Here is a 23,600-nt window from a genome sequence, read left to right as displayed (position 1 = left end):
GAGAATATTATAAAAATGTCAACAAGTCCTATGACGAAATCGAATTTTGATTTTCTTGAAAAGCATATATAAGTATTATATGATGCAAATAGAACATTATATTTACATTTTAAAGGAGGAACGCCAAGTGGAGAAAGTTGTAGCGAAGCAAAAAGATGGTTTAGGAACACGCGCGACGATTCAAAAGTTCGGAAGGTTTCTTAGTGGAATGGTAATGCCCAATATCGGAGCTTTTATCGCATGGGGATTTATTACCGCTTTATTTATCCCAACAGGATGGCTGCCAAATGAAAACTTATCAAAACTAGTAGGACCCATGATTGTCTATCTGCTGCCCTTGCTGATTGGTTATACTGGCGGAAAAATGGTCTACGATGCCAGAGGCGGAGTGGTTGGTGCCGTTGCCACTATGGGTATTATTGTTGGTTCGACCCAGCCTATGTTCTTGGGGGCAATGTTAATGGGCCCTATCGGCGGCTGGGCCATTAAAAAGGTTGACGAAGCATTTGAAGGCAACATTCCTGCTGGCTTTGAAATGTTAATCAATAACTTTTCAGCTGGTATTGTTGCCGGTGTTCTTGCAGTCTTGGCATTTGTTGGTGTCAGCCCTATCATGTTAGGGATTACGGCAGCATTGTCAGCTGGTTTAGCAGCCGTTGTAAATGCTGGATTATTACCTTTAGCAAATGTATTCATTGAACCTGCTAAAATTCTTTTCCTGAATAATGCTTTAAATCACGGAATTTTAAGCCCTATTGGAATGGAACAGGCAGCCAAAGCAGGGCAATCTGTTATCTTCCTATTGGAACCAAACCCAGGGCCAGGTCTCGGCATATTGCTGGCATATTGGTTTGCAGGTAAAGGAAGTATCAGACAATCTGCACCGGGTGCCATTATCATTCATTTCCTTGGCGGTATTCATGAAATTTACTTCCCTTATATCCTGATGAATCCTCGTTTACTATTAGCTGTTATCGGTGGTGGTGTCTCTGGTACTCTGACTTTCCAAGCTTTAGGTGCTGGTTTGGTTGCTGTGCCTGCTCCTGGCAGTATTTTCGCATTGATTGCAATGTCTCCTAAAGGCGGTCTCTTAGCCGTACTAGCAGGTGTTGCCGTTGCAACAGCCGTAGCATTTTTCATTGCCTCTGCAATTCTTAAAATGAGCAATCAGGTGGCAGATGAAGATGAATTAGTGCAAGCCACCGCAAAAGTACAAGAACTCAAAGGCAATAAAGTAGAAGTTACTCAAACTGTTTCCAAAAAAGTAAATAAAGTGGTATTTGCTTGTGATGCAGGCATGGGGTCTAGCGCTATGGGAGCTACGATTCTTCGTAAGAAGTTTAAAGAAGCGGGCATAGACATTACTGTTATCAATACGGCAGTCAATGAACTTCCTAGCGATGCTGATATTGTTATTACCCAAAGAACGTTAACCGAACGTGCGAAAACGAAACTGCCGACGGCAGAACATATTTCGATTGAAAACTTTTTAAACAGCCCGGAATATGACCAGTTAGTAAAACGTTTGTCATAAGCTAATCTTCCTCACTTGAAGTCACAGACATACATCGTTCCTGACTACGTAACATAAAAAGAAAGTTCACGCTGGCAATGTAACTAGCGTGAACTTTTTTCTTATAGCATCACAAAGAATCTGTTTCCTAGTGACAAAAAAGATATTATAAGAAGTTTTATAAATCTCTTTGTGTCCTTTGCGCCTTTGTGGTTCAATGTTTTATATGTTTTTTAAGAGCTATCTTATTTAGAAGAAAAATTACAATCAAGCACAATGAATCCTGCAGTACTTGACGTGAAGAACACTTTAGTATACGATTGTAATACTTAAAACGTATTATACGCATGAAGTATTAAACAAAAGAGGGAGGTTGTTGGGTGAAGGAGTTTCAGATACTTCATAAACTAATTCATATATTTAAAGAAAAGGAAATAAGGCAGTTTGAGCGAACAGGACTCTCGGGCAAAGAGTTATATGTGCTGCAGCATATACGCACAGATGATCCTTGGCGGTTCAATGATTTTGCCGAGCATTACTGTATTAAACCCTCTACGTTAACTGGAATTGTAAGTCGGTTGGAGAACAAAGGGCTTGTTAAGCGAGAACGGACGGAGAAGGATCGAAAGGCTGTTTATTTATACTGCACTTCTAGTGGAAGAGATCTTGGAAGAAAACATATAGAAGAAGACCAGTTGTTTTTTCGTTCGCTGTTATCAACTTTGGAACCACAGGAGAAAGAGCAATTTATTGGACTTACCAAAAAGATTACTGACAATCCTGAACTTTGCCAGTAGTAATAATAGTAGCAATGATAACTAGTAAATCACACCATTTCGGCGACAAACGACTTTTAAATATAAATTTCGATTATTTTTAAAGAATAATCGACAAATGCGCTCGATTTTGCTATTATTAGTGTCGTAGAAAAATTGTAGGATGCAAAAAATAAGTATTTATCTTTAAATAATATACTTTTACATAAGATCATTTTTTGAGCTTGGGTAGCTCATTTTAAAATAATATTTATAAACAGGAGCTTTTAAAAATGACAATTGCCACGCCTTATTACCTGATTGATGAAAAAAAACTGCTGAGGAACTTGCAGATCATTCAGCAGGTGCGTCAGCTTTCTGGAGCCAAGTCAGTATTGGCCCTAAAATGCTTTTCCACCTGGAGTGTATTTGACTTGATGAAGCAATACATGGATGGAACCACCTCCAGTTCTCTGTATGAAGCACGTCTAGGACATGAAAAATTCGGTAAGGAGACCCATGCGTATTGTGTGGGATATTCCCAGGAGGATATCCTGGCTGTAACCGAATTTGCTGATAAAATTATTTTTAATTCTGTTTCCCAGCTTGACCGATATTACGATGTGGTCAAATCAGCTAAATTGGGTTTGCGCGTCAATCCGGGAATTAGTCATTCCCATTTTGATTTAGCCGATCCAGCCCGTAAGCATTCAAGGCTGGGAGTTGTTGACAAGCAAGTATTGGCACAGCAGCTTCATCGTCTTAGCGGTTTGATGTTTCATTATAACTGTGAAAATGATGATGTGGATACTTTTTCAAAGCAACTTGACTTCATTGGTGAATACTATGGGGATATGCTAAAACAATTACAATGGGTAAGTCTTGGCGGCGGATTATATTTCACCAAAGAAGGGTATCCAATCGAAACTTTCAGCAAAAAATTAGCTGATTTTGCTAAAGAATTTGATGTTCAGGTATATTTAGAACCAGGTGAAAGTGCGATTACTGGCTGTGCAGAGCTGGTTACCAGCGTGGTTGACTTGGTTCATAATGAAATGGACATTGCCATTGTTGATGCTTCTGTGGAAGGACATATGTTGGATTTATTAATATATAGTCTTTCTGCCAAAATAGATGAGAGCGATACCGGAAAGTATCAATATATGGTTGCCGGCCGATCTTGCCTAGCGGGAGATGTTTTTGGCACCTATCATTTCCAAGATAAACTGCAAATTGGCAGTGAAATTCGGTTTGCCGACGCGGCCGGTTATACGATGGTAAAAAAGAATTGGTTTAATGGGTTAAAAATGCCAGCTATTGCTGTGCGGAGGTTGGATGATACTGTAGAAGTGATCCGCAGATTTAGTTATGCAGATTTCTTAAATAGTTTATCATAAAAATTGTATTACAAGTAAGGGAGGAAAAAATGAAAAAAAATGTTTTAATTGTAGGTGCTGGGGGAGTGGCTCATGTAGTTGCTCATAAGTGCGCGATGAACAACGATGTCTTAGGGGATATTTGCATAGCTTCTCGGACCCAGCAAAAGTGTGAGGCAATCATCGAAAGTATACTGCGCAAAGGTCACTTAAAGGATTCAACGAAGAAACTGTATTCACGAGAAGTAGATGCTTTGAATATTCCATCTTTGGTGGAGTTAATCAAAGAGACCAAATCAGAAATTGTTATTAATGTAGGTCAGTCCTATATTAACATGTCCGTTTTAGAGGCATGTATTGAAGCTGGTGTCGTGTATATGGACACAGCAATTCATGAAGAGCCGGATAAGGTTTGCGAAAATCCGCCTTGGTATGCGAACCATGAGTGGAAACGCAAGGAACGCTGCGCTGAAAAAGGGATTACGGCAATATTAGGTATTGGCTTTGATCCTGGTGTAGTAAATGCCTGGTGTGCATTAGCGCAAAAGGAATACTTTGATACCATTGATACAATTGATATCTTGGATGTTAATGCTGGCAGTCATGGCAAGTATTTTGCCACTAATTTTGACCCAGAGATTAATTTCCGAGAATTTAAAAAGGTATGGACTTGGATAGATCGTAAATGGGTGCTGCAGAAAGTTCACTCCATACGTGTAGATTATGATTTTCCTGTGGTGGGATCTTGTCCCGTATACTTGACAGGACATGATGAGCTGCATTCTCTATCTAAGAATATTGACGCAAATTCCATTCGTTTTTGGATGGGTTTTGGCGAGCATTACCTAAATGTATTTTCCGTTTTGACCAATATTGGTCTTACCTCGGAAAAACCAGTGAAAATAACAGAAGGTGTGGAAATTGCACCTCTTAAAATATTAAAAGCTTTACTGCCAGATCCATCCTCCTTAGCTCCTGGTTATACTGGCAAAACCTGCATTGGCAATTACATTAGCGGAACCAAGAATAATGAACCAAAAGCAATCTTTATTTATAATATTTGTGATCATGCTGAGTGTTACCAAGAAGTAGAATCCCAGGCAATCAGCTATACAGCAGGAGTACCAGTAGCAGCGGCAGCGATGTTAGTTGCCCGCGGTGAGTGGGATGTAAAACATATGGTAAATGTTGAAGAACTAGAGGCAAAGCCGTTTATTGATTTACTTGATACAATGGGCTTACCTACTGAAATTAATGAAGCTCCAGTAGCCTTTACACCGCCGATAATTGAATCATTAGAGTCTGTTTGATGATATAGGGGAACCTCTTATGGATACCAAAAGTATTCACAAGAGGTTCCTTTTTCTTCTAGTACAGTACCTATATTCCAAGCTCTTTGCGCTTTTTCTCAATATGGTCTACATAAATTTGAACGGTTTTGTCCGCAGACGTTTCCACTGTCAATTTGCCCAAACCCAAGGTTTCAGTCGTTTCTGTTAGTGTTTTTACTACTAAATCGCTCCCTGTCACCGAAGGAACTGGGGCAACATGTACTAGCCACCCCAGGGCAATGGCAGTACAAGCATCGGCAACTGCCTTTTGCTCTAAATATTCAGGTGCACCAATAACAATTGGTAGCATATTCGTATCTACATCTAGCGCATCAGCAATCTCTTTAGCCGTCTGGGTCATTTTCCCAATGTCTACACATGCACCATAGGAGAGTACTGGCGGAATTCCTAATGCCTTACACACTGCCTTCAAGCCACTTCCCGCTTCGTCCGCTGCCTTGGGATCTGCCAGCCCAGTATACTGCATTACGGATGAAGTACAGCCACCAGATAGTACTAGGATGTCTTTTTCAATAAGACCTTTCGTAATCCGGAAAATGTTACTACCACCTTGTCCATATCGAGCAGTTGTACAGCCAACGATCGTAGCAATCCCGCGAATTTTCCCCTCTACAATTGCATCTATCAGTGGCTTCCACGAACCACCTAAAGCTGCTTTTACTGATTCGGTACTAAAACCAATCATACAATCAGACACATGTGGGGGAATATAGACTTCTCTATTTTCTGCTTTTCGCTTAGAATACGCCTCAATTGCCATATTTAAAATCTTTTCCGCCTGTGTACTCATCTCTTCAGGCTTAAATTCTACAACTTGTGTATCAGGCATACGAATGACTTCATGGGTACTAACCATAGTAGTGCCAAAGCGCTTAGCATATAAGGGCAGGGTCGGAATCGTACAGTTGTAATCAAACATAAATAGATCCACTGCCCCAGTTGCTAACAGATATTCTTCTGACAACCATTCCCCTTCCTGACCACCGTACGCGCTCATCTTCCCAGTATCTTCATAGTTAAGCAGCTGTTGCCCTTCACAAACATGACCTAATATCTGAAGACCCGTTGCACCTGCTTTTCGTGCCTTTTCCTGCCACTCAGGAGTGGAAGCTAATTCAATCACAACGTGTGCTGTAAGCGGCATATGTCCATTGGTAATAATATTTACCATATCCTTATTGAGTAAACCCATATTTTGTTTTGCAGTTCTTATCTTTTGTGTACCCATTAATATTTCTTGTAAAATATCGAGAGCAAATAAGCCTTGATATTCATTTGCGACACCTAATCGTACGGAAGTGAGTAAAAAATCAACTGGATCGGCATTCAGATTTGTCATGCACTTTGTTTGCGCTAATGCGATTTCACTAAAACCACCACCTGGAAATAAGCCTAATTTGCGCCATAATTCTTGACGTTTAGGAGGAGCAAAGACTTTGGTCATTGCCGACTCTTCCCAATAAGGTCTCCCCATATCTTCAAGCACCCAATTGGCGAAATTAACAGCCACTTTATTTACATCTTCATGGCTATTTAATCCAGCCATTTCCGCATATTTAAGTAATTTTTCTTTATCACGGATTTTCAAACCACTATTGGGATTTTCGGCAGCTGCTTTCAAAGTACGTGCAGCTTGCTGCGCGTGGAATATATTTGCTGAAGTTCCAATCGTGACGTGACGATACACAAAATTTCTCGATACCATTACATCTGCATCAACACCGCAGTTACCTCGGGGCGTCTTGGCATTAATACGACAGGGACCATTGGCACATAATTGACATGATAAACCGGATGTACAAAAATTACAGCGAATCTTCTCCTGTTGCTCGAACCGATCAAAAACATTAGTGAGACCTTGCGCGTGAACGTGCTGATACATTTCACGCATGGCAGGATCGACTATTATATTAAGGGGAAACCCATCTTTACTCTGATCATGGGTTTTAATATGCTGGCGCTGCCATTTATGTACTTCCTCCATGGAAGCAGGCGATTTTTCAATATCATAGTATTTTTTAGCATTCTCATGAACATCAAAATGTGCATTAGGATTATTGGTACCGCTTGCGTCACCTTTCCCAGCAATTGACTCCACATCACCACGACTAGTTTGATCCGAACTTTTAATTAATGTTTCTTTCTCATTTGACATTAGCATAATCTCTCCTTCTTATTATAGTTTCAACAATTTTCCTGTAAATCTTGAATAGGTAAAAAAATTACATGCTATACTAACTCTCTAAATCCGATAGTATCGTGGCACATGACAGATCATTGCCACACCTTTGTGTGCTGCTAAATGTGTATTGGGGGACTACTGCATAGATTTTACTGATTCAAGAAATTCTTGTTCTGTGTCTTTTATTACTAATTCATTATTTATATATCCAAAACTTTTTCCTTCATACTGACCACACTCACCTATGCATTCCACTTCTAGATTATCTGGTACAAATTTCTCCAATTTATCAATATCTACATTTGAACAAGTCGGGCAAACCCTTACCATAATATCTCCTCCATTTCTGATATTTCGTGGTTCTAATTTAGTATCTTCATATCTTTTATAAATCATACGCAAGGGGGCAACGTTTCCTTGCATTCTACGATAAAGGGATAGAGTTTCGTTATTATCAAATATTGCAGCAGAACAACAAGCCAAAGTTGTTTATGAGTACCTTCACCGTCAAATTGAAGATCAATATGTCAGAAATACTATTGACTTTCTACTTAATCGAGAAGAAGCTCATAACACCTTATTCCGACAATCATTTAATCAAATTCAAGGAACAGGTTCCACTAAAGATTGGGGTGTGGATAAGAATGCACGTCTTTATTTTGATTTGTCTACCCCTGGAAAGTATTTTGATATTAACAATCCTCAGCCCAGCTTTTCAGAATCCAGATCCTAATCTTCCCAAATCTCCTAATCCTGTTATTCAATAATAAGCAACAGTGTAGCCAAGATAGCAACTGCCATCTTGGCTACTTTCAATGTTGAACTAACTTAATTGAATTCTATTCAATTTCCTCAATGGTTATTTTTATATAATTATTATCCAAGTAATATTCATTTAATATATTCCATAAATCTTTATTGTTTAAGAATAGCTTTGATCTATCATCATTCTCCATGTTTAACTTTCCTTCTAATATGATTCTATTCACTACACCACTTCCTACATTTATTTAGATTTAGATATTTCGGTAAGTACTTTGAGGTTAGTATTGGCAGGAATAAGCCCCAGACTCTCTAATCAGTCTTTCGGGTGCAATTATTACCGCAGCTATTTTATCCGTTATCGAGTACGTTGTGCATCTTTATTTAATAAGAATTAAGACTGGTGACGCTACATCATAGACTTGATTAAGATGATTAAGAAGTCTATTTTTTTATTTCCGCCTTTCAGTAATTCTATACATTTCATATTAATTATATTTGATAGTTATGAAATCGGAATTAATTGTAGTATGGTCATCCTGGCTTTCAGGAAGAACCCTCTTTATACTACTTAATTCAGGAAAGGCTTTTATAATTTAATTGATCAATTTCAAAAGGAAACTTTCTGTTTTATTTTAACAATTCTTTTCATTTTTTTTGCTCTTTTTTGCTCTCATTTTTTGCAATTTCTTTTGCAAATTCTAAATGATCACCTCCGTTATTATTATCTCCCGTTTTTTTATTTCGACTAGAGGTAATATATACTCCTAGCGATTATTATAGGTGATATGATTGAAGATTCTGATACCAATTTATATTTTAGATTTCTAATTTACAGGATGAACCTAGATTTTCCACAAAGTGATTTCACCGATAAAAACAGAAATGACACTAGCTGCTAATAGATAAGGACTAGGAAGTCTTTAAACTGATTGATAAATTTACGAAGAAGTGGTTCTTTATCTTTTTCATCTAGTCATTAAAGCCATATTGTTTCTGCCTTAGGATTACTTCTTCAGGAAGCAGCCCATTTTGAATATCAGTTAAAGAAGGTAGTAGAAAGGATATGTCGAACTAATGGATAAGAAAAATAATTATACTATATAGAGGAGAAGTGAGTATAACTTTGTAAAATAAGGTGGGGAAGATCATGCAAGGAACGGGATATCAATGGAATGAGCTAGATGGTGACTTTGCAGCTTTTCTATTAAAAACTCTGCCGCTAGCTCTAATGATAGTCAACGATGCAACGAAAATAGAGGTCATCAATGAGGCTGCCCAAAACATTTTTAATATTTCGAATGAAGAAGCCTACTTACAAAAGTGTGGAGACATACTAAAATGCATTAATGCTGATACTCTTGAAGGATGTGGAGAATGCATTGTTTGCAGGAAATGTATTTTACGAAAAAGTGTGCTTGAAGCTTTGAATGGCAAAGTGGTTTCCCGTAATAAAGGCACTTTTCATGTTATTCATCAAGGTGAAGTCAAAGTATTGACCCTCTTAGTGACAGCTTCTCCTATCTATTACGAAAAGAATACTATGGTAATTGTGATTGCTGAGGATGTTTCTCTCATTACTCAACTGCAAGGGATGATTCCTATTTGTTCAGTATGTCATCGTATTCATGATGAAAAAGGTGAATGGATGGCATTGGAAAAGTATCTTATGAATCATTCAGAGGCAGAGCTAACTCATGATATTTGCCCAGTTTGCAGTGAAAAGATGCGTCTAAAACAAGATTTAAGTAAATAAAAGATAAAAAGATCGCTGTACCTGTTTGGACTATTTTAGCCATACAGCAGCGATCTTTTTATTTTTCACTCTTTTGTCAAAATTGATTGAGCAGGATTAACGATTTGAAGAGGTGTTTCGAAATAGTGACTGGTGCTAGGGAAGGCAATACTTACATTTTCTTCTTCTAGTATTTTCAGGATTTGAAAGTTAACATCTTGTTTGATATTTAAATATTCTTCCCAGATTGTAGTTTTTGTGAAGAAGTACATAAAGATTTGTAAGCCGCTTTCACCAAATGAATCAAACTTAACAAAAATCGTCTTATTATCAATGGAAGGATGCTGCACAAGCATATGCTGAATTTTTTCAATACACTTTTTGAGGGCATGACTTGGAGTATCGTATGTTACTCCAAGGTTAAAGGTAATCCTGCGCATTTTTCGTTTTGTAAAATTAATAATAGGAGCATTGATAAGATTGGAATTTGGTACTGTTACCAAAGCGTGCTCAAAGGTTCTAATTTTGGTGCTTCGAAAATTAATATCTTCTATGGTTCCTTCCAAATCGCTTGTTTTTATCCAGTCGCCAATGCTAAAGGGGCGATCTGTAATAATCACCATTCCTGAAAATATATTGGCTAGCAGATCTTTAGCTGCCAATGCAAACGCAAGCCCGCCTAAACCGAGACCTGCGATAAAACCATTAATGTCGTATCCCCAGTTACTGCAGATTGTTACAAAGGCAAGTGCCAGAATTAGAAAGCGGATCATTTTTGAGAAGAATGGAATCAAGATCTTATCAACGTTGATATCAAGAAGATTACCTAATTCTTCCACATTGTTTCCATAAAGCTTCACTAACGTATGTATGCCATGGGCCATAAAGAGAACAATGAAAGAACGGAACAGTTGATCCAATAAATGATCATAGGTAAGAGGAAAAACATTTCGTAATGCTAGATAAGTTCCTAATGCGACGATTGTATTTACTAAAGGACACCTAAATGCAGTTATTAAATATTCATTTGTAGTTGCTTTTGTGTTACAAATTTTTACTAGCAAATAAAGAATGTACTTTGTAAATTTATTTCTAAATAGCCAAAAAAATAAAAAAATGACTATTGATACTCCTAAACGATATCCATGCTCATAACTAAAAGCAGTTTCGATTAGCTGATAATAATGTGTGGTAGTACTCCAAAAGCTATAATCCATATATCTACCCCCTGTTATAAAAAAGTGATTCATTAGTCATTATTGTAATTCTTTTTGTTTAAGTCTGCAATGCATATGTTGTAGGAAGATTTTGGAGTGTAACAAAGTTATGATTGCAAATCTGACAATGAGGGATGAATTATTTTATGGGAAGGCAGGTGGATCGAATTGTTTAAGTTATAACAATCTTTTATATAGTCGACAAAAGCTTGAACAGCAGAAAGGTTTAGGGATGAAGTGCGACATAACATCCATGTTCTTCGTAAAACAGGGGTATTGTCACGCCAGTATAATTCTCGTGTAAAAAGTGAGGGCTGTTCTTTTAAGCCGATAGCTGGTAAGATCGCCCATCCTAGGTTGTGGAGAACCATCTGCCGGCAGGTATCCATACTATCGACTTCCATCGTTATTTTTGATGGGCAAGAATAAGATTCACGCCACCAATTATGGACCATATCTTTTAACGCAGAATCTGTTCCATAATGAATACGGGGAAGATAGGGTAAATCCTTAAAATCAACTGGCTGGCAGGCTGCAAGACAAAGTGGTTCTTCACTCAGCATGTATTTTTCTTCCGGCCAGAAACGGTCGCCCCGTAAAATGGCAATTGTCGTTTCTTCTTTTTGCAGTAATGTATACATTTTAGAACTTAAACCTGTTTTTACTGATATCTCGACATTGGGATAGAGAGTAAGGAAGCCTTTGAGTATGGAAGGAAGTTCACAATGAGCAAAGACAGAAGAAGTTCCGATGCGTAAAGAGCCTTGTACCGAATTTTTCATATTATGAATACGCTCTCGAATGGTTGTCAACTTGGTGAGTGTCTCTAAAGCGTAGGTCAGTAATTCCTCCCCTTGAGGGGTAAAGACGATTCCTGTAGTATTGCGTATAACAATTTGAGCTTTAAATTCTTTTTCAAGATTCTTTAGACGATAACTGAGAGCTGGCTGAGAAATATATAGACGTTCAGCTGCTTTAGTAATGTTTTTTTCTTCAGAGATAATTTTTAAAATGATGCAATCTTTATCATCCATTGTATTTCCTCACTCTCAAATAGCCATAAAAATATTTTATGGATTTTATAAAATATCGATATTTTATTTATTGATTTTATTATAGTACAATTCAATTGAAATAGAAAGATTCTGAAGATAACAACAATGAATCATCTTTTGAAAATGCGTGGAGGTATTGTATGTTACAAATTATTCAGCCAAGTCAAGCTGGTACAGTTGAGTCAAATGACATTTTAATCATTCTTACGCCTGTCTCAGCAGATAAAGGAATTTATGTTGAGCTGACCAGTCCCGTGCTGAAAAAGTATGGCCGTCAAATCAAAAATGTGATTCAAGAAGTCTTGCGCGAACAAGGCATTGATGCTGTCCATGTATCAGCTAATGATAGAGGTGCTTTAGATTGTACGATTCGAGCTCGTATGATGACGGCAATTGATAGAGCAACGGGAGAGGAGGTACTAGGATGAAATTACGCAGAACCATGATGTTCGTACCCGGCAATAATCCAGGCATGCTAATCAATGCGGGAATCTATGGAGCGGATACCATTATCTTTGATTTAGAAGATTCCGTGGCCCTTAGCGAGAAAGATGCGGCGCGTCATTTGGTATATAACGCCATGAAATCCATCAACTATTCTTGTGAAGTTGCAGTACGCATTAATCATATCAGCACTCCTTTTGGCTATAAAGATTTAGAAACCATTTTAGCCGTAAAACCCGATCTCATACGCCTGCCTAAAGCAGAAACAGCTGCTGACATTGAGGAAATTGATGAGCTGATTACTGCTGCTGAAATAAAACATGGATTCCTTCCTGGCAGCATTAACATGATGGCTGCCATTGAAACAGCAAAGGGGATCCACAATGCCTATTCCATTGCTGCAGCAAGCCCACGAATGGTAGCAATTGCTATTGGAGGGGAAGATTACTTAGCCGATTTACAGACTTCTCGAACCAAAGACGGCAAAGAATTTTTTGCCGGCAGAGGACAATTGATCCTGGCAGCCAGAGAAGCAGGGATTCATGCCATAGACACTGTATTTGGTGATGTCAACAATGAAGAAGATTTTATTGCGGAAACGACTCGTATTAAAGAGATGGGCTTTGATGGAAAATCCGTAGTCAATCCACGACAAATAAACATTGTGCATGAAATCTACACACCAACGGAAAAAGAAATTGATCATGCACAAAGAGTTATTGCAGCCTATGAAGAATCATTGACCCGTAAATCGGGCGTTGTATCCTTAAATGGAAAAATGATTGATATACCAGTTGTAAAGAGAGCGCAGCGAACACTGGCATATGCCAATGCAGTTGGCAAGAACGAAAGGGGGACAACATTGTGATCAATGGAGTCGGCAGAGACATACCAGAAAAAATAGCAGGAATTAAAAATGTAAAGCCTTATGTTGATCCTTTTTCTAACGTGCCAATCGGTCAAATCACAGGTCCTAGGATTGTTGCCAATAAACCACGATCCGAGAAAGTCCTTCAGTCCATTGAACAAGCGATTGATGCAGCAGGACTAAAAGATGGCATGACCATTTCCTTTCATCATCATTTCCGTAATGGCGATTATGTCTTAAATATGGTGATGGCTGCCATTGCCAAAAAGGGCATAAAAGGTCTGACATTAGCACCTAGCTCACTTAACACCATTAATGAAGAAATCATTCCCTATATTGAACAGGGTGTGATTACGGCAGTAGAAACCAGTGGTGCTCGGGGGAAACTAGGGCAGCTTTTGACCAGCGGCAAACTCTCCAAACCAACCATTATTCGTTCTCACGGTGGACGGGCTAGAGCCATTGAATGCGGTGAACTGCACATAGATGTTGCTTTTATTGGGGCACCTGCCTGTGATACCTATGGTAATATCAATGGTGTCGAAGGAAAATCAGCCTGCGGATCTTTGGGATATGCAATGGTGGATGCAGCTTATGCGGATAAAGTAGTGGCTATAACCGATTATCTGGTGCCTTATCCTCTTTTTCCCATCAGCATTCCACAAACGCAAGTGGATTATATTGTGCCAGTAGAAGCCATTGGTGACCCAAAAGGGATTGCATCTGGAGCACTACGGATTAGTAAAGATCCCCGGGAATTGCTTATTGCCCAATATGCTGCAACAGCAATCGAATACTCCGGATATTTTAAACAAGACTATTCTATCCAATTAGGCAGCGGGGGAGCATCCTTAGCAGCCGCTCGTTTCTTGAAAGAAAAAATGAAAAAACATGGCATCACAGCCAGTTTTGGTTTAGGTGGTGTAACGGCACCCTTTATTGAAATGTTAGAAGAGGGACTAATTAAAGCGGTATATGATGTACAAGATTTTGATATTCCGTCCATAGAATCCATAAAGAAAAATAGAAATCATCAGGAAATGTCAGCCTCTTTTTATGCCAATCCTCATAATCGAGGACCGATTGTGAACCAGCTCGACGTAGTGATTTTAAGTGCTACGGAAGTGGACGTGGACTTTAATGTCAATGTCATTACCGACTCTAATGGCGTAATCATGGGAGCTGTCGGCGGTCACCAAGATACAGCTGCAGGTGCTGCGTTGTCGATTGTGGTGGCACCACTTTTGCGCGGTCGTTTGCCGATGGTGATGGATCAGGTACATACGGTTTGTACTCCTGGAGAGACGGTGGATATCATTGTTACGGAGCGGGGAGTCGCGATTAACCCTCAGCGTAAAGAGTTAATTAAAAACCTAAAGACAGCCAACCTTCCTATCATGGATATTGAAGAATTAAGAGATCTTGCTTATGAATTTGCCGGAAAACCCGACCCGATTCAAGTGAGTGATAAAATAGCTGCGGTGGTTGAATATCGGGATGGAACTTTGATTGATGTGATTCGAACAACAGTATAATTAAATTGAGATAAAAAATGCAATATATATACTTTTTATGCGCTAAAAAACTACAGATTGAAAGAGGAGTTATTGTATGGTGGAACTATTAGATCAGGGTATTTATCTTTTAAAAGGGCAAGTGATTCTAAAAGATGCTGATAAACTAGAGTTAGCGGAAATTAATAATCGTTTGGCTTATGAAGGGCTGGAACCATTGCTGGAAGCTAGCATAGAGCAAGAACGAGCTCGCGCAGGTACCATTGCTTTTCAAATTCTAGCTGATCACAATCGGGCCGAGGATAAAAAAAACTTAAGATTGCGGTTTGATGCGCTAGCTTCTCACGATATCACCTATGTGGGAATTATTCAGACTGCTTGTGCCAGCGGTTTAAATGAATTTCCTGTTCCGTATGTACTCACAAACTGCCATAACAGCCTTTGTGCCGTTGGCGGAACCATTAACGAAGATGATCATGTTTTTGGTTTTTCAGCCGCTCGTAAATATGGCGGGATCTTCGTTCCTACGCATCAAGCGGTCATTCATCAGTACATGCGTGAGATGATGGCTGGTTGTGGCAAGATGATTCTCGGTTCCGACAGTCATACCCGTTATGGAGCCTTAGGAACTATGGCTATCGGTGAAGGCGGCGGGGAAATCGCTAAACAACTTCTTGAGCGTACCTATGATATTAGTTACCCAGAAGTGATTGCGGTATATCTTGAAGGCTGCCCGGCACCAGGTGTTGGACCTCAAGATGTTGCTCTTGCTATCATCAAGGCAGTCTTTAAAAATGGCATGGTCAAAAACAAGGTCATGGAGTTTGTTGGGCCTGGCATCACTAACCTTACTGTGGATTATCGCAATGGCATTGATGTTATGACTACAGAGACCACTTGTCTATCTTCCATTTGGCGTACTGATGAACAGGTAGAAGAATATTACAAGATTCATGGTCGTTCTGACGCTTATCGGAAGTTAGATCCTCAGGAAGTGAGTTACTATGATGGATTAGTAAAAGTAGATTTAAGTCGTGTTGAACCGATGATTGCGTTGCCTTTTCATCCCAGCAATGCCTGGACCATTTCTGAGCTAAACCAAAATATGGCTGACATTCTGCACCAAGTGGAAGCCGAAGGCCGCAAGTTGATTGACAATCCCAATGTTACATTTCAATTAACAGATAAGATCGTTAATGGCCGGCTAAAAGTAGAGCAAGCTGTTGTTGCTGGCTGTGCTGGCGGTACTTATGAAAATATTGTGGCGATGGCGCAGATCATTGGGAAAAAATCTCTGGGCGAGTTTTCCTTAAGTGTATATCCTTCCAGCCAACCTGTATTTCTTGAACTTATGAATAACCGTTCTATTGAAAAATTGACGATTGCAGGCGCTAGCATACGATCGGCATTCTGTGGTCCTTGTTTTGGTGCTGGCGATGTCCCTGCTAATCATGCCCTTAGTATTCGTCATACTACTCGAAATTTCCTGAACCGTGAAGGCTCTAAACCAGATAATGGTCAATTAGCCTCAGTGGCATTGATGGATGCCCGTTCCATTGCAGCGACTGCTTTACATGGCGGCATCCTAACAGCAGCAACTGAAGTGGACTTTTCCTCCGTGGTATTACCATATACATTCAATCAGGAGATCTATAGGAATCGAATATACCAAGGGTTTGGGAAGCCTCATCCGGAAGAAGACCTAGTTTTTGGACCTAATATTATTCCGTGGCCAAAGATACGGTCATTGCCAGAGAACCTGTTACTTAAAATTTCGGCTGTGCTTTTAGATCCTGTTACGACAACGGACGAGCTCATACCTTCAGGTGAAACTTCATCTTATCGTTCAAACCCCTTAAAACTGGCTGAGTTTACTTTATCTCGCAGAGATCCTCAATATGTCGGCAGAGCGAAAGCAATTCAAAAAATGGAGCAAAAACGCCAAGCTTTATTAGAGAAAGGGCAAGGGTTCGAAGAAATTGAAGAGCTTTTTTTAGCAAATCTAGAAGATGGACAAACAGCAGAACAACTGCAAAACTTGATCATAAATACAGGGCTTGGCAGTATTATCTTTGCCATCAAACCTGGTGATGGCTCAGCACGAGAACAGGCAGCTTCTTGCCAAAGAGTTTTAGGTGGGGATGCAAATATTGCTATTGAATATGCTACCAAACGATATCGCAGCAATTTGATGAATTGGGGCATGATTCCTTTTTCAATTGATGAGGATGACAAAGGGAAGCTTTCAGTAGATGATTTCCTATACATCCCAGAAATCCGTAAGGCAATTGAAAATGGTGCAGATAAAATTCAAGCTTTCATTATAAATTCTCATGGTAAAAATGCTATTGATTTAAAACTTGAGAATTTGTCAAGGAATGACCGAGATATTATCTTGGCAGGTTCTTTGATCAATTATTATGTGAAATCAAACAAAGGTTAAAAATTAATATAGTTGGGACGGTATTCTAGAAAAATTGGTCACAAAATGAAAAGTAATGAAAGGAGAGGTAGAGATATTATGGAAAAAGTTTCACTAAAAGGCGTCATTGATATGCATGTTCATTCATTGCCAGATATCCGAGAAAGGGCCTACAACGATTTTCAAATGATGGAGGCTGGAATCAGGGTCGGTGCTCGAGCAATTGTAATTAAATCTCACCATGGTACAACCATGAATCGAGCATTTCTGGTAAATGAGCATAATAAGATTGTCCATAAAGGAAGTAATAACTTTACGATGTTTGGCAGCATAACTTTGAATAATGCCATCGGCGGTCTAAATACCGTTGCAGTAGAAACCGGTCTGAAAATGGGTGCTAAAGTAGTCTGGCTGCCAACAACCCATGCTGCTAATCAATTGCGGAAAAACGGAAAAACAGGCGGTATTGAATGCTTAGACAATGGAAAAGTAAAGGAACCTCTTAAGGAAATTTTTAAAATGATTAAGGAATATGATGCTGTTCTTGGAACAGGACATTTATCTCCAGAAGAAATTTTTCCTGTGGTTGATCAGGCAAAAAGTATGGGCTTAAACAAAATTGTTATTACTCATCCGGAATTTTGGGTTGTAGGAATGTCCCATGATGATCAGATAAGAATTGTAAAGGATTATAACGTATATTTGGAAAGATGTTACGCTCAGCCTATGGGTGGTGGTCTTTACAAAAGCAATCTCGAAGATAATCTACTGATCATAAAGGAAGTCGGTTATAAAAACGTAATGGTTGACACAGATGGTGGACAAGTTGAGAATCCTAACTGGGAATTGGCATTGGAAGAATACATGCAGTACCTGGCTGACAATGGCATTACCAAAGAACAACTTGATGTAATGACCAAGAAAATCCCATCTATGCTACTTGGATTAAATAAATAGTTTATACGAGGAGGAAATATGATTAGCTTTATTGTTGTGCTTGCAATTGCAGTTTCGATTGCCCTAGGTTATAAAACTAAGATTAACACCGGATTTTTTGCTATTTCCTTTGCATACATCATTGGATGCTTCTTCTTAAATCTAAAGACCAGTGAAGTCATTAGTATGTGGCCAATGAGCATTTTCTTTGTCATTTTTGCAGTTTCTCTTTTCTATAACTTTGCTCTTGTAAATGGTACATTGGAGAAACTTGCAACATATTTGCTGTATAGCTGCCGCAAAATGCCACGAATACTTCCCTTTGTTATTTTTTTTGCAGCAGTACTGATTGCTAGCTTAGGTGCAGGATTTTTTACCGTTTTGGCTTTCATGGCCCCCATTACTCTTCTGCTGTGTGAAAAGACCGGCATGAGCAAAATGATCGGTGCGGTAGCCGCTAACTATGGTGCACTGGCAGGGGCCAACTTTATGACCAGTCAAAGCGGTATTGTCTTTAAAAGCTTAATTGAGTCTGCCGGTTATCCTGCTGAAATAGCTTTTGGCTACACAACTGCCATATTTGTAAGCACCATGATTATTCCCATTCTGGTTATTTTTGGATTACTATTATTCACTAATACAAAAAAGATACTTAGTAAAAGCTTGAATATTGAAAAACCAGAGCCTTTTGACCAGAAGCAAAAGACAACCTTATACCTTATTGCTTTGATGATGGTTATTGTACTGGCTGCTCCTGTTTTGCATATGATCTTTCCTATTAACAAGACCATTACCTTTATTAACTCTAAAATTGACATTGGTCTTATCTCCATTGTGTTTTCTGCAGTGGCACTTATGCTTAAGCTTGCCGATGAGAAAAAGGTTGTTGCTAAGGTTCCATGGGGCACACTAATTATGATTTGCGGTGTTGGCATGCTGATTTCAGTGGCGATCAAAGCCGGAACTATTCAACTTCTTGCAAAATGGATTGGAGGCAATATGCCTGCTTTCCTGGTGCCTATTGCACTAAGCATTGTTGGTGGAATTATGTCATTTTTTAGTAGTACACTGGGAGTGGTTACTCCAGCTTTATTTCCCATCATTCCTTCTATTGTAGCTGCAACGGGCATTAACCCAATGGTTCTGTTCATTAGTGTTGTTATTGGTGCTCAAGCGACCGCGATTTCTCCCTTCTCTTCCGGCGGCAGCCTGTTATTAGGCTCATGCACCAACGAAGAGGATCGTAACAGCTTATTTTCCAATTTGTTGTTCAAAGCAGTTCCGATGTGTCTTGGAGCTGCTGCAATTGTAAGTATCATAATCTCCGTTATGATATAAGACAGTATTCATAATAAAAGTCCCTGCTATATTCTGTTTATGGAATATAGCAGGGACTTTCTATTTGTTGACCATGTAAAAGATGCAGCACCATATTACAGCTGCTGTAGACAGTGTTTACTATCCAATGGGTCTAAGTGAATGCTGCCGACAGGTGCTCCTAATAAATTTTCAATTAATTTTCCGGCAATTTCTAATTTATTCGCTACGATGACCGGATCTACTTCACGATCAAACTCTAAAGGCGAGCTTGCTTCCAGTAAGGCAGCCATAATGCCAGCAAAAAAAGAAAATGTTTCATCCATATGTATGACATTTGTTAGCCCTTCTTTGTTGCCTTGCTCTAGGATTCCTTTAAAGATTGGCTGCGTAGTGAACAGCATTTGCCGCCAAAGTTTATTAATTAACAAACCCTGTTTCTCTTTATATAAAATCTTACCGATCAGGCCTGGTTCATCACAATAGCATAATTTGTAGAAAAGGTTAAAAAATAGTTGTAATTTCTCTAATACCGTATTTTGGTTGGAATAAAAGGTCTGAACTTCCAGGAGCATAGTTGTCACATGGCGGGCAAATATCGCTTCTAAGATCGCTTCTTTAGAAGCAAAATAATAATAGAATGTTCCTTGGGCTACGCCCACCTTTTTCACGATCGTACTTACTGTAGTTTGCTGATATCCCAGTAAAATAAACAGTTCTTGCGCTGCATCCATCAGCTCAGCTTGGCGTATTTCAGGATCTTTCGTAACTCTAATCATAAAGAACACCCCCTCTTCCATGAAACTGACTACGATCAGTTAACATTTTAAATAAAAAAGAAAATTTTGTCAAGAACAAAGTATAGCTTTATGTTAAGTAATCAGCATAAAGAAGTTCTGATTTCTTAGCACTAGAATTTATTAGTTTTGTAAGTGAAAAAATATAAGTAATTTATGAACCACAAAGGCACAATGCCGCTGCTGCGGCACACAAAGGAGTACACGAAAAATAAAAATAAGATCCTTTGTGTCCTTTGCGCCTTTGTGGTTCGATTGTTTTATATGTTTTAAACGTGTCAGTGTTTTTTTATTGATATTGTTCAGGGTAGAGTGCATGAGAAATTTTCTCGATTGCATCAACTGTACGGATTCCACCGTTATTAACAGTGAAGAAAGGAAGGTTAATAATGTTGCCTTTCTGAATCGCTCTCATACTTTGTAATGCTGAGACTTCATGTAACGCTTTTAATGCTTCTTCATCAGTAAGATCCTTTGTACCTTCATTTTTATCATGGGATACATAGATAATGAAATCCGGGTCAAAGGCCAGTACTTTTTCGGCACCGACAAAGGAAGTTGTGTCTTGACAAAGGTTCTTGCCACCAGCAAGATCGATCATGTTACTAATTAAATAATGGCTGTCATAGACCGAAAAGGTACCATTGAAATGATCTTGCAGTACAATCACTGTTTTTTTCTGAGGAATGTTTTTGGTCGCTGCTTGGATTTTGCCAACGCGGTCTTTGAGGTTTTGGATATAAGGAGTCGTTTTTTCCGGAATGCCGAAGATGGTGCCCATATCAGCAATAAAGGCATAGACGACATTATCGAGAGTGGGTTCGCTTTTGGTTAGTGTACTTTGCATTACAAAGGTTCCAATGCCGCGTTCCTGCCAGGACTCTACATTGCCTAGTTCGCTGGAACGAAAATTATGAGCCCAGCCAATGATCATATCTGGCTGCATTTCTAGCAGTTCTTCTTGGGAAGGAAGATATTTGGCCTTCATGATAGTAAGCTGGGCATATTTCTCGGCTATCCGGTCTAATGGAGCTCCATAGGGTGCGATGGTGGATAAAATACGACCTTCAAGGCCTAATTCTAACAGCAGTTCTGTTGCGCCTGGGTGAATAACGGCCACCCTTTCAGGAGTCTTTTTATAGGTATAGGAAATTGGGTTTTCATTACTGTCGTAATTAGAGATGGTAACGGGATACTTTGCATCATTGCTTTGGGAAGGGGTTGAGGCAGCTTTTGGTGTAGCAGCAGGATTGGATTGACCACAGCCTGCTAGTGACAGGATGCCCATAAAGCATAGGATAAGGATAATCGGGTTCAGTCTCGTTTTTTTCATTATACATCTCCTCTTAAGCATGGCGACAAGTGGGGTAATACGTAATAGAAAGATAGCCTGTAGCTGGATTCTTTTGAATATCGCATTCAATTTCATATACATCTCGGACCAGTTGGGGAGTTAGAATTTCATTCGGTACGCCACTTGTGATTACAGTGCCTTCTTTTAATACATATAACTTATGGCAGTACATTGCTGCCAGACTTAGGTCATGCAGCGCCGCAAGTACACCAATACCAAGTGACTTTACAATTGAAAGAATCTGGAGCTGATATTTAATGTCCAAATGATTTGTCGGTTCATCCAAAATTAATAATTGAGGCTGCTGGGTCAAAGCGCGCGCTAATATAATTCGCTGCTTTTCACCCCCAGATAAGGTGGAAAAACTACGATTAGCGTGTTTCTCCATACCTACTTTTCGGATGGATTCCATAGCAATTGCATAATCAGCAGGGGTATCTGAGCCTAATAAGCTTTTATGAGGTGTACGCCCCATCATAACCATGTCTAGCACTGTAAAATCAAAGTTAACGCTATTGAATTGTCCTACGACCCCCATTTTTTTAGCGGATTCGGATAATTTAACATCTTTTAGATTCTGTCCGTCTAACAGAATCATGCCGCTATTGGGCTGAATGATTCGATAGATGGTGCGCAATAATGTGGACTTTCCACTGCCATTGGGGCCAATGATGCCTACAAATTCTCCTTTGGCAACCGCCAAGGAAATATCTTGAATAATGTTTTTATCGCCAAACTTTACATTAATATTTTTTAATTCCAGATCCATTCCGAACCTCCTTACTTATTTCCAAAATCAAAGGACTGCTTAAACAGAATATACATGAAAAAGGGTGCTCCCACTACGGCCGTGATGATACCGATGGGCAATTCACCACTTTTCAAAATGATGCGTGCCAATACATCAGCCCATGTTAAGAAAATAGCTCCGATTAGGATAGTACCTGGCATTAAACGTCTGTGATCTGACCCGACTAGACCACGCACCACATGGGGAATTACCAGTCCCACAAACCCAAAAATACCGCAGACAGAAACGATCAGTCCTGTAATGAGGGCCGTAATAATCATATATATGCGACGTATTTTCGTCAGATTGATGCCTAAGGTGATAGCAGCCTCCTCTCCTAAGAGTAAGGTATTGAGGGTGCGGGATTGAAATAGAAAGAATAGACAACACAGGGTAACTCCAACCACGGGTAACGTTAGATTATCCCATTTAGCTGCGGCTAATGATCCCATATTCCAGAAGGTGACGCTGCGAATGCCTTCTGCATCATTGGAGATATATACAAGTAAATTTGAGAGGGCTATGAATAAAGCGCTGGCAATGGAACCGGATAAAACCATTTTCACAGTTGACATTCTGCCCCCGATACCTGATAAGACCAGAACGAAGAAGGACGCTCCTAATGCCCCGATAAAGGCCCAAAAGGCAGTACCAAGACCGAAGAATAATCCAGAGGCGCTGCCGATAAGGATGGAGAAAGTTGCACCGAGAGAAGCTCCGGCTGATATACCAAGAATATAGGGTTCTGCTAGAGGATTTTGCACAGAAGCCTGCATGACAGTACCGCACATAGCAAGGCCTGCGCCTACAACAGCAGACAGAATAACACGAGGCAAACGGATTTGCCATATGATATCCATATGAGCAGGGGACACCTGGCTCATCACGTTATCGATATTTAAATGAAACAGTTTGTAAGCAATAATCTTATAGGCGATGTCAGGAGGGATTTTTACCGTGCCCAAACCAACTGCCAGTAACATAGAGAGTAAAGCAAGTATACCGAGGCCTGTCAGCAAAAGTAAAAAAACATGATTCTTTTGGATGACAGCATCGTATTCAATGGATGGTCGCTGTTTTAATTGTGTCATATTTGTAAAAATCTCCTACTTCATTTTTGGCAAATAATGGCAGGGGGCATCCTTTAGAATGCTATTGAGAAGAATCCTCAATACTCATTCTAAAGGGGGCTGCACTTTTTGTAAACCACA

General features: G+C 39.4%; 21 protein-coding genes and 1 pseudogene. 12 read left to right on the top strand and 10 right to left on the bottom strand.

Annotated features, from left to right (window positions below):
• The first annotated feature begins 127 nt into the window (after nucleotides 1-127).
• The 4 genes from LMF89_RS00935 (at nucleotide 128) to LMF89_RS00920 (ending at nucleotide 4,954) form a co-directional block, all read left to right on the top strand.
• Nucleotides 128-1,534 (top strand): PTS mannitol transporter subunit IIBC, encoded by a 1,407-nt coding sequence (locus LMF89_RS00935; protein WP_229533459.1) that lies wholly within the window; start codon nucleotides 128-130, stop codon nucleotides 1,532-1,534.
• A gap of 359 nt (nucleotides 1,535-1,893) precedes the next feature.
• Entirely contained in the window at nucleotides 1,894-2,310 is a 417-nt protein-coding gene (locus LMF89_RS00930) for a MarR family winged helix-turn-helix transcriptional regulator (protein WP_229533458.1), read from the top strand.
• Nucleotides 2,311-2,561: 251 nt separating this feature from the next.
• A complete protein-coding gene (gene nspC, locus LMF89_RS00925) occupies nucleotides 2,562-3,665 on the top strand; it encodes a carboxynorspermidine decarboxylase (protein ID WP_229533457.1) in 1,104 nt (367 codons plus the stop codon).
• Between the two features lie 29 nt (nucleotides 3,666-3,694).
• Nucleotides 3,695-4,954 carry a saccharopine dehydrogenase family protein gene (locus tag LMF89_RS00920; RefSeq protein ID WP_007960155.1) on the top strand — a complete coding sequence of 420 codons (1,260 nt, stop codon included), beginning with the start codon at nucleotides 3,695-3,697 and terminating at the stop codon, nucleotides 4,952-4,954.
• A gap of 70 nt (nucleotides 4,955-5,024) precedes the next feature.
• Here LMF89_RS00920 and cooS read toward each other — a convergent pair whose 3' ends face one another.
• Together cooS and LMF89_RS00910 are read right to left on the bottom strand one after the other, a co-directional pair.
• Entirely contained in the window at nucleotides 5,025-7,151 is a 2,127-nt protein-coding gene (gene cooS / locus LMF89_RS00915; protein WP_229533456.1) for an anaerobic carbon-monoxide dehydrogenase catalytic subunit, read from the bottom strand.
• A 162-nt stretch (nucleotides 7,152-7,313) separates the two neighbouring features.
• Nucleotides 7,314-7,661, bottom strand: coding sequence for a YuzB family protein (locus LMF89_RS00910; RefSeq protein WP_229533455.1), 348 nt, complete (start codon nucleotides 7,659-7,661; stop codon nucleotides 7,314-7,316).
• Here LMF89_RS00910 and LMF89_RS00905 point away from each other — a divergent pair.
• On the top strand, nucleotides 7,639-7,911 hold the full coding sequence (locus tag LMF89_RS00905) for a manganese catalase family protein (RefSeq protein ID WP_229533548.1): 273 nt from the start codon (nucleotides 7,639-7,641) through the stop codon (nucleotides 7,909-7,911). The two genes, LMF89_RS00910 and LMF89_RS00905, sit on opposite strands and share 23 nt — an antisense overlap.
• Before the next feature lie 927 nt (nucleotides 7,912-8,838).
• Here the strand turns inward: LMF89_RS00905 and LMF89_RS26045 are convergent.
• Together LMF89_RS26045 and LMF89_RS00900 are read right to left on the bottom strand one after the other, a co-directional pair.
• Nucleotides 8,839-8,883: pseudogene (locus LMF89_RS26045) on the bottom strand (hypothetical protein); the annotation flags it as partial.
• Nucleotides 8,884-8,912: 29 nt separating this feature from the next.
• Entirely contained in the window at nucleotides 8,913-8,966 is a 54-nt protein-coding gene (locus LMF89_RS00900; RefSeq protein WP_229533547.1) for a hypothetical protein, read from the bottom strand.
• A gap of 124 nt (nucleotides 8,967-9,090) precedes the next feature.
• Between LMF89_RS00900 and LMF89_RS00895 the strand changes: the two genes are divergently transcribed.
• Nucleotides 9,091-9,696 carry a nitrogen regulation protein NR(II) gene (locus LMF89_RS00895; protein WP_229533454.1) on the top strand — a complete coding sequence of 202 codons (606 nt, stop codon included), beginning with the start codon at nucleotides 9,091-9,093 and terminating at the stop codon, nucleotides 9,694-9,696.
• A 65-nt stretch (nucleotides 9,697-9,761) separates the two neighbouring features.
• Here the strand turns inward: LMF89_RS00895 and LMF89_RS00890 are convergent, their stop codons facing one another.
• Both LMF89_RS00890 and LMF89_RS00885 read right to left on the bottom strand, forming a co-directional pair.
• The gene (locus LMF89_RS00890; RefSeq protein WP_229533453.1) at nucleotides 9,762-10,892 is read right to left on the bottom strand and encodes a mechanosensitive ion channel family protein; all 1,131 of its coding nucleotides are present in this window, start codon (nucleotides 10,890-10,892) and stop codon (nucleotides 9,762-9,764) included.
• A 107-nt stretch (nucleotides 10,893-10,999) separates the two neighbouring features.
• Nucleotides 11,000-11,926, bottom strand: coding sequence for a LysR family transcriptional regulator (locus tag LMF89_RS00885; protein ID WP_229533452.1), 927 nt, complete (start codon nucleotides 11,924-11,926; stop codon nucleotides 11,000-11,002).
• 161 nt (nucleotides 11,927-12,087) lie between these two features.
• Here LMF89_RS00885 and citD point away from each other — a divergent pair, with 161 nt between their 5' ends.
• From citD to LMF89_RS00855, 6 genes are all read left to right on the top strand, one after another.
• A complete protein-coding gene (citD, locus tag LMF89_RS00880) occupies nucleotides 12,088-12,375 on the top strand; it encodes a citrate lyase acyl carrier protein (RefSeq protein WP_229533451.1) in 288 nt (95 codons plus the stop codon).
• Nucleotides 12,372-13,259, top strand: a complete 888-nt coding sequence (locus LMF89_RS00875; RefSeq protein WP_229533450.1) for an aldolase/citrate lyase family protein — start codon at nucleotides 12,372-12,374, stop codon at nucleotides 13,257-13,259. The genes citD and LMF89_RS00875 overlap by 4 nt, the downstream gene beginning before the upstream one ends.
• Nucleotides 13,256-14,794: a citrate lyase subunit alpha gene (gene citF / locus LMF89_RS00870; protein ID WP_229533449.1), complete on the top strand. Its 1,539-nt coding sequence runs from the start codon at nucleotides 13,256-13,258 to the stop codon at nucleotides 14,792-14,794. Before LMF89_RS00875 ends, citF begins: the two co-directional genes overlap by 4 nt.
• Nucleotides 14,795-14,870: 76 nt before the next feature.
• Nucleotides 14,871-17,216, top strand: coding sequence for a hydratase (locus LMF89_RS00865; protein ID WP_229533448.1), 2,346 nt, complete (start codon nucleotides 14,871-14,873; stop codon nucleotides 17,214-17,216).
• Nucleotides 17,217-17,294: 78 nt separating this feature from the next.
• Nucleotides 17,295-18,152: a DUF6282 family protein gene (locus LMF89_RS00860; RefSeq protein ID WP_229533447.1), complete on the top strand. Its 858-nt coding sequence runs from the start codon at nucleotides 17,295-17,297 to the stop codon at nucleotides 18,150-18,152.
• A gap of 18 nt (nucleotides 18,153-18,170) precedes the next feature.
• Nucleotides 18,171-19,469: an SLC13 family permease gene (locus tag LMF89_RS00855; RefSeq protein ID WP_229533446.1), complete on the top strand. Its 1,299-nt coding sequence runs from the start codon at nucleotides 18,171-18,173 to the stop codon at nucleotides 19,467-19,469.
• 95 nt (nucleotides 19,470-19,564) lie between these two features.
• On the opposite strand, the gene LMF89_RS00850 is transcribed toward LMF89_RS00855, so the two are convergent.
• The 4 genes from LMF89_RS00850 to LMF89_RS00835 all read right to left on the bottom strand — a co-directional run bounded on the left by LMF89_RS00850 (nucleotide 19,565) and on the right by LMF89_RS00835 (nucleotide 23,480).
• Nucleotides 19,565-20,227, bottom strand: coding sequence for a TetR/AcrR family transcriptional regulator (locus LMF89_RS00850; protein WP_229533445.1), 663 nt, complete (start codon nucleotides 20,225-20,227; stop codon nucleotides 19,565-19,567).
• A gap of 307 nt (nucleotides 20,228-20,534) precedes the next feature.
• Nucleotides 20,535-21,578: an ABC transporter substrate-binding protein gene (locus tag LMF89_RS00845; RefSeq protein ID WP_229533444.1), complete on the bottom strand. Its 1,044-nt coding sequence runs from the start codon at nucleotides 21,576-21,578 to the stop codon at nucleotides 20,535-20,537.
• Nucleotides 21,579-21,591: 13 nt separating this feature from the next.
• Complete coding sequence (locus LMF89_RS00840; protein WP_229533443.1) at nucleotides 21,592-22,368, bottom strand: ABC transporter ATP-binding protein; 777 nt, start codon at nucleotides 22,366-22,368, stop codon at nucleotides 21,592-21,594.
• A gap of 11 nt (nucleotides 22,369-22,379) precedes the next feature.
• Nucleotides 22,380-23,480, bottom strand: a complete 1,101-nt coding sequence (locus tag LMF89_RS00835; RefSeq protein WP_229533442.1) for a FecCD family ABC transporter permease — start codon at nucleotides 23,478-23,480, stop codon at nucleotides 22,380-22,382.
• Nucleotides 23,481-23,600: the final 120 nt, after the last annotated feature.

Source organism: Pelosinus baikalensis, from assembly GCF_020819555.1.
Lineage (GTDB): Bacteria > Bacillota > Negativicutes > DSM-13327 > DSM-13327 > Pelosinus > Pelosinus baikalensis.
Note: the sequence above shows the minus strand (reverse complement) of the source record. Positions and strands in the feature narration are given on the sequence as shown.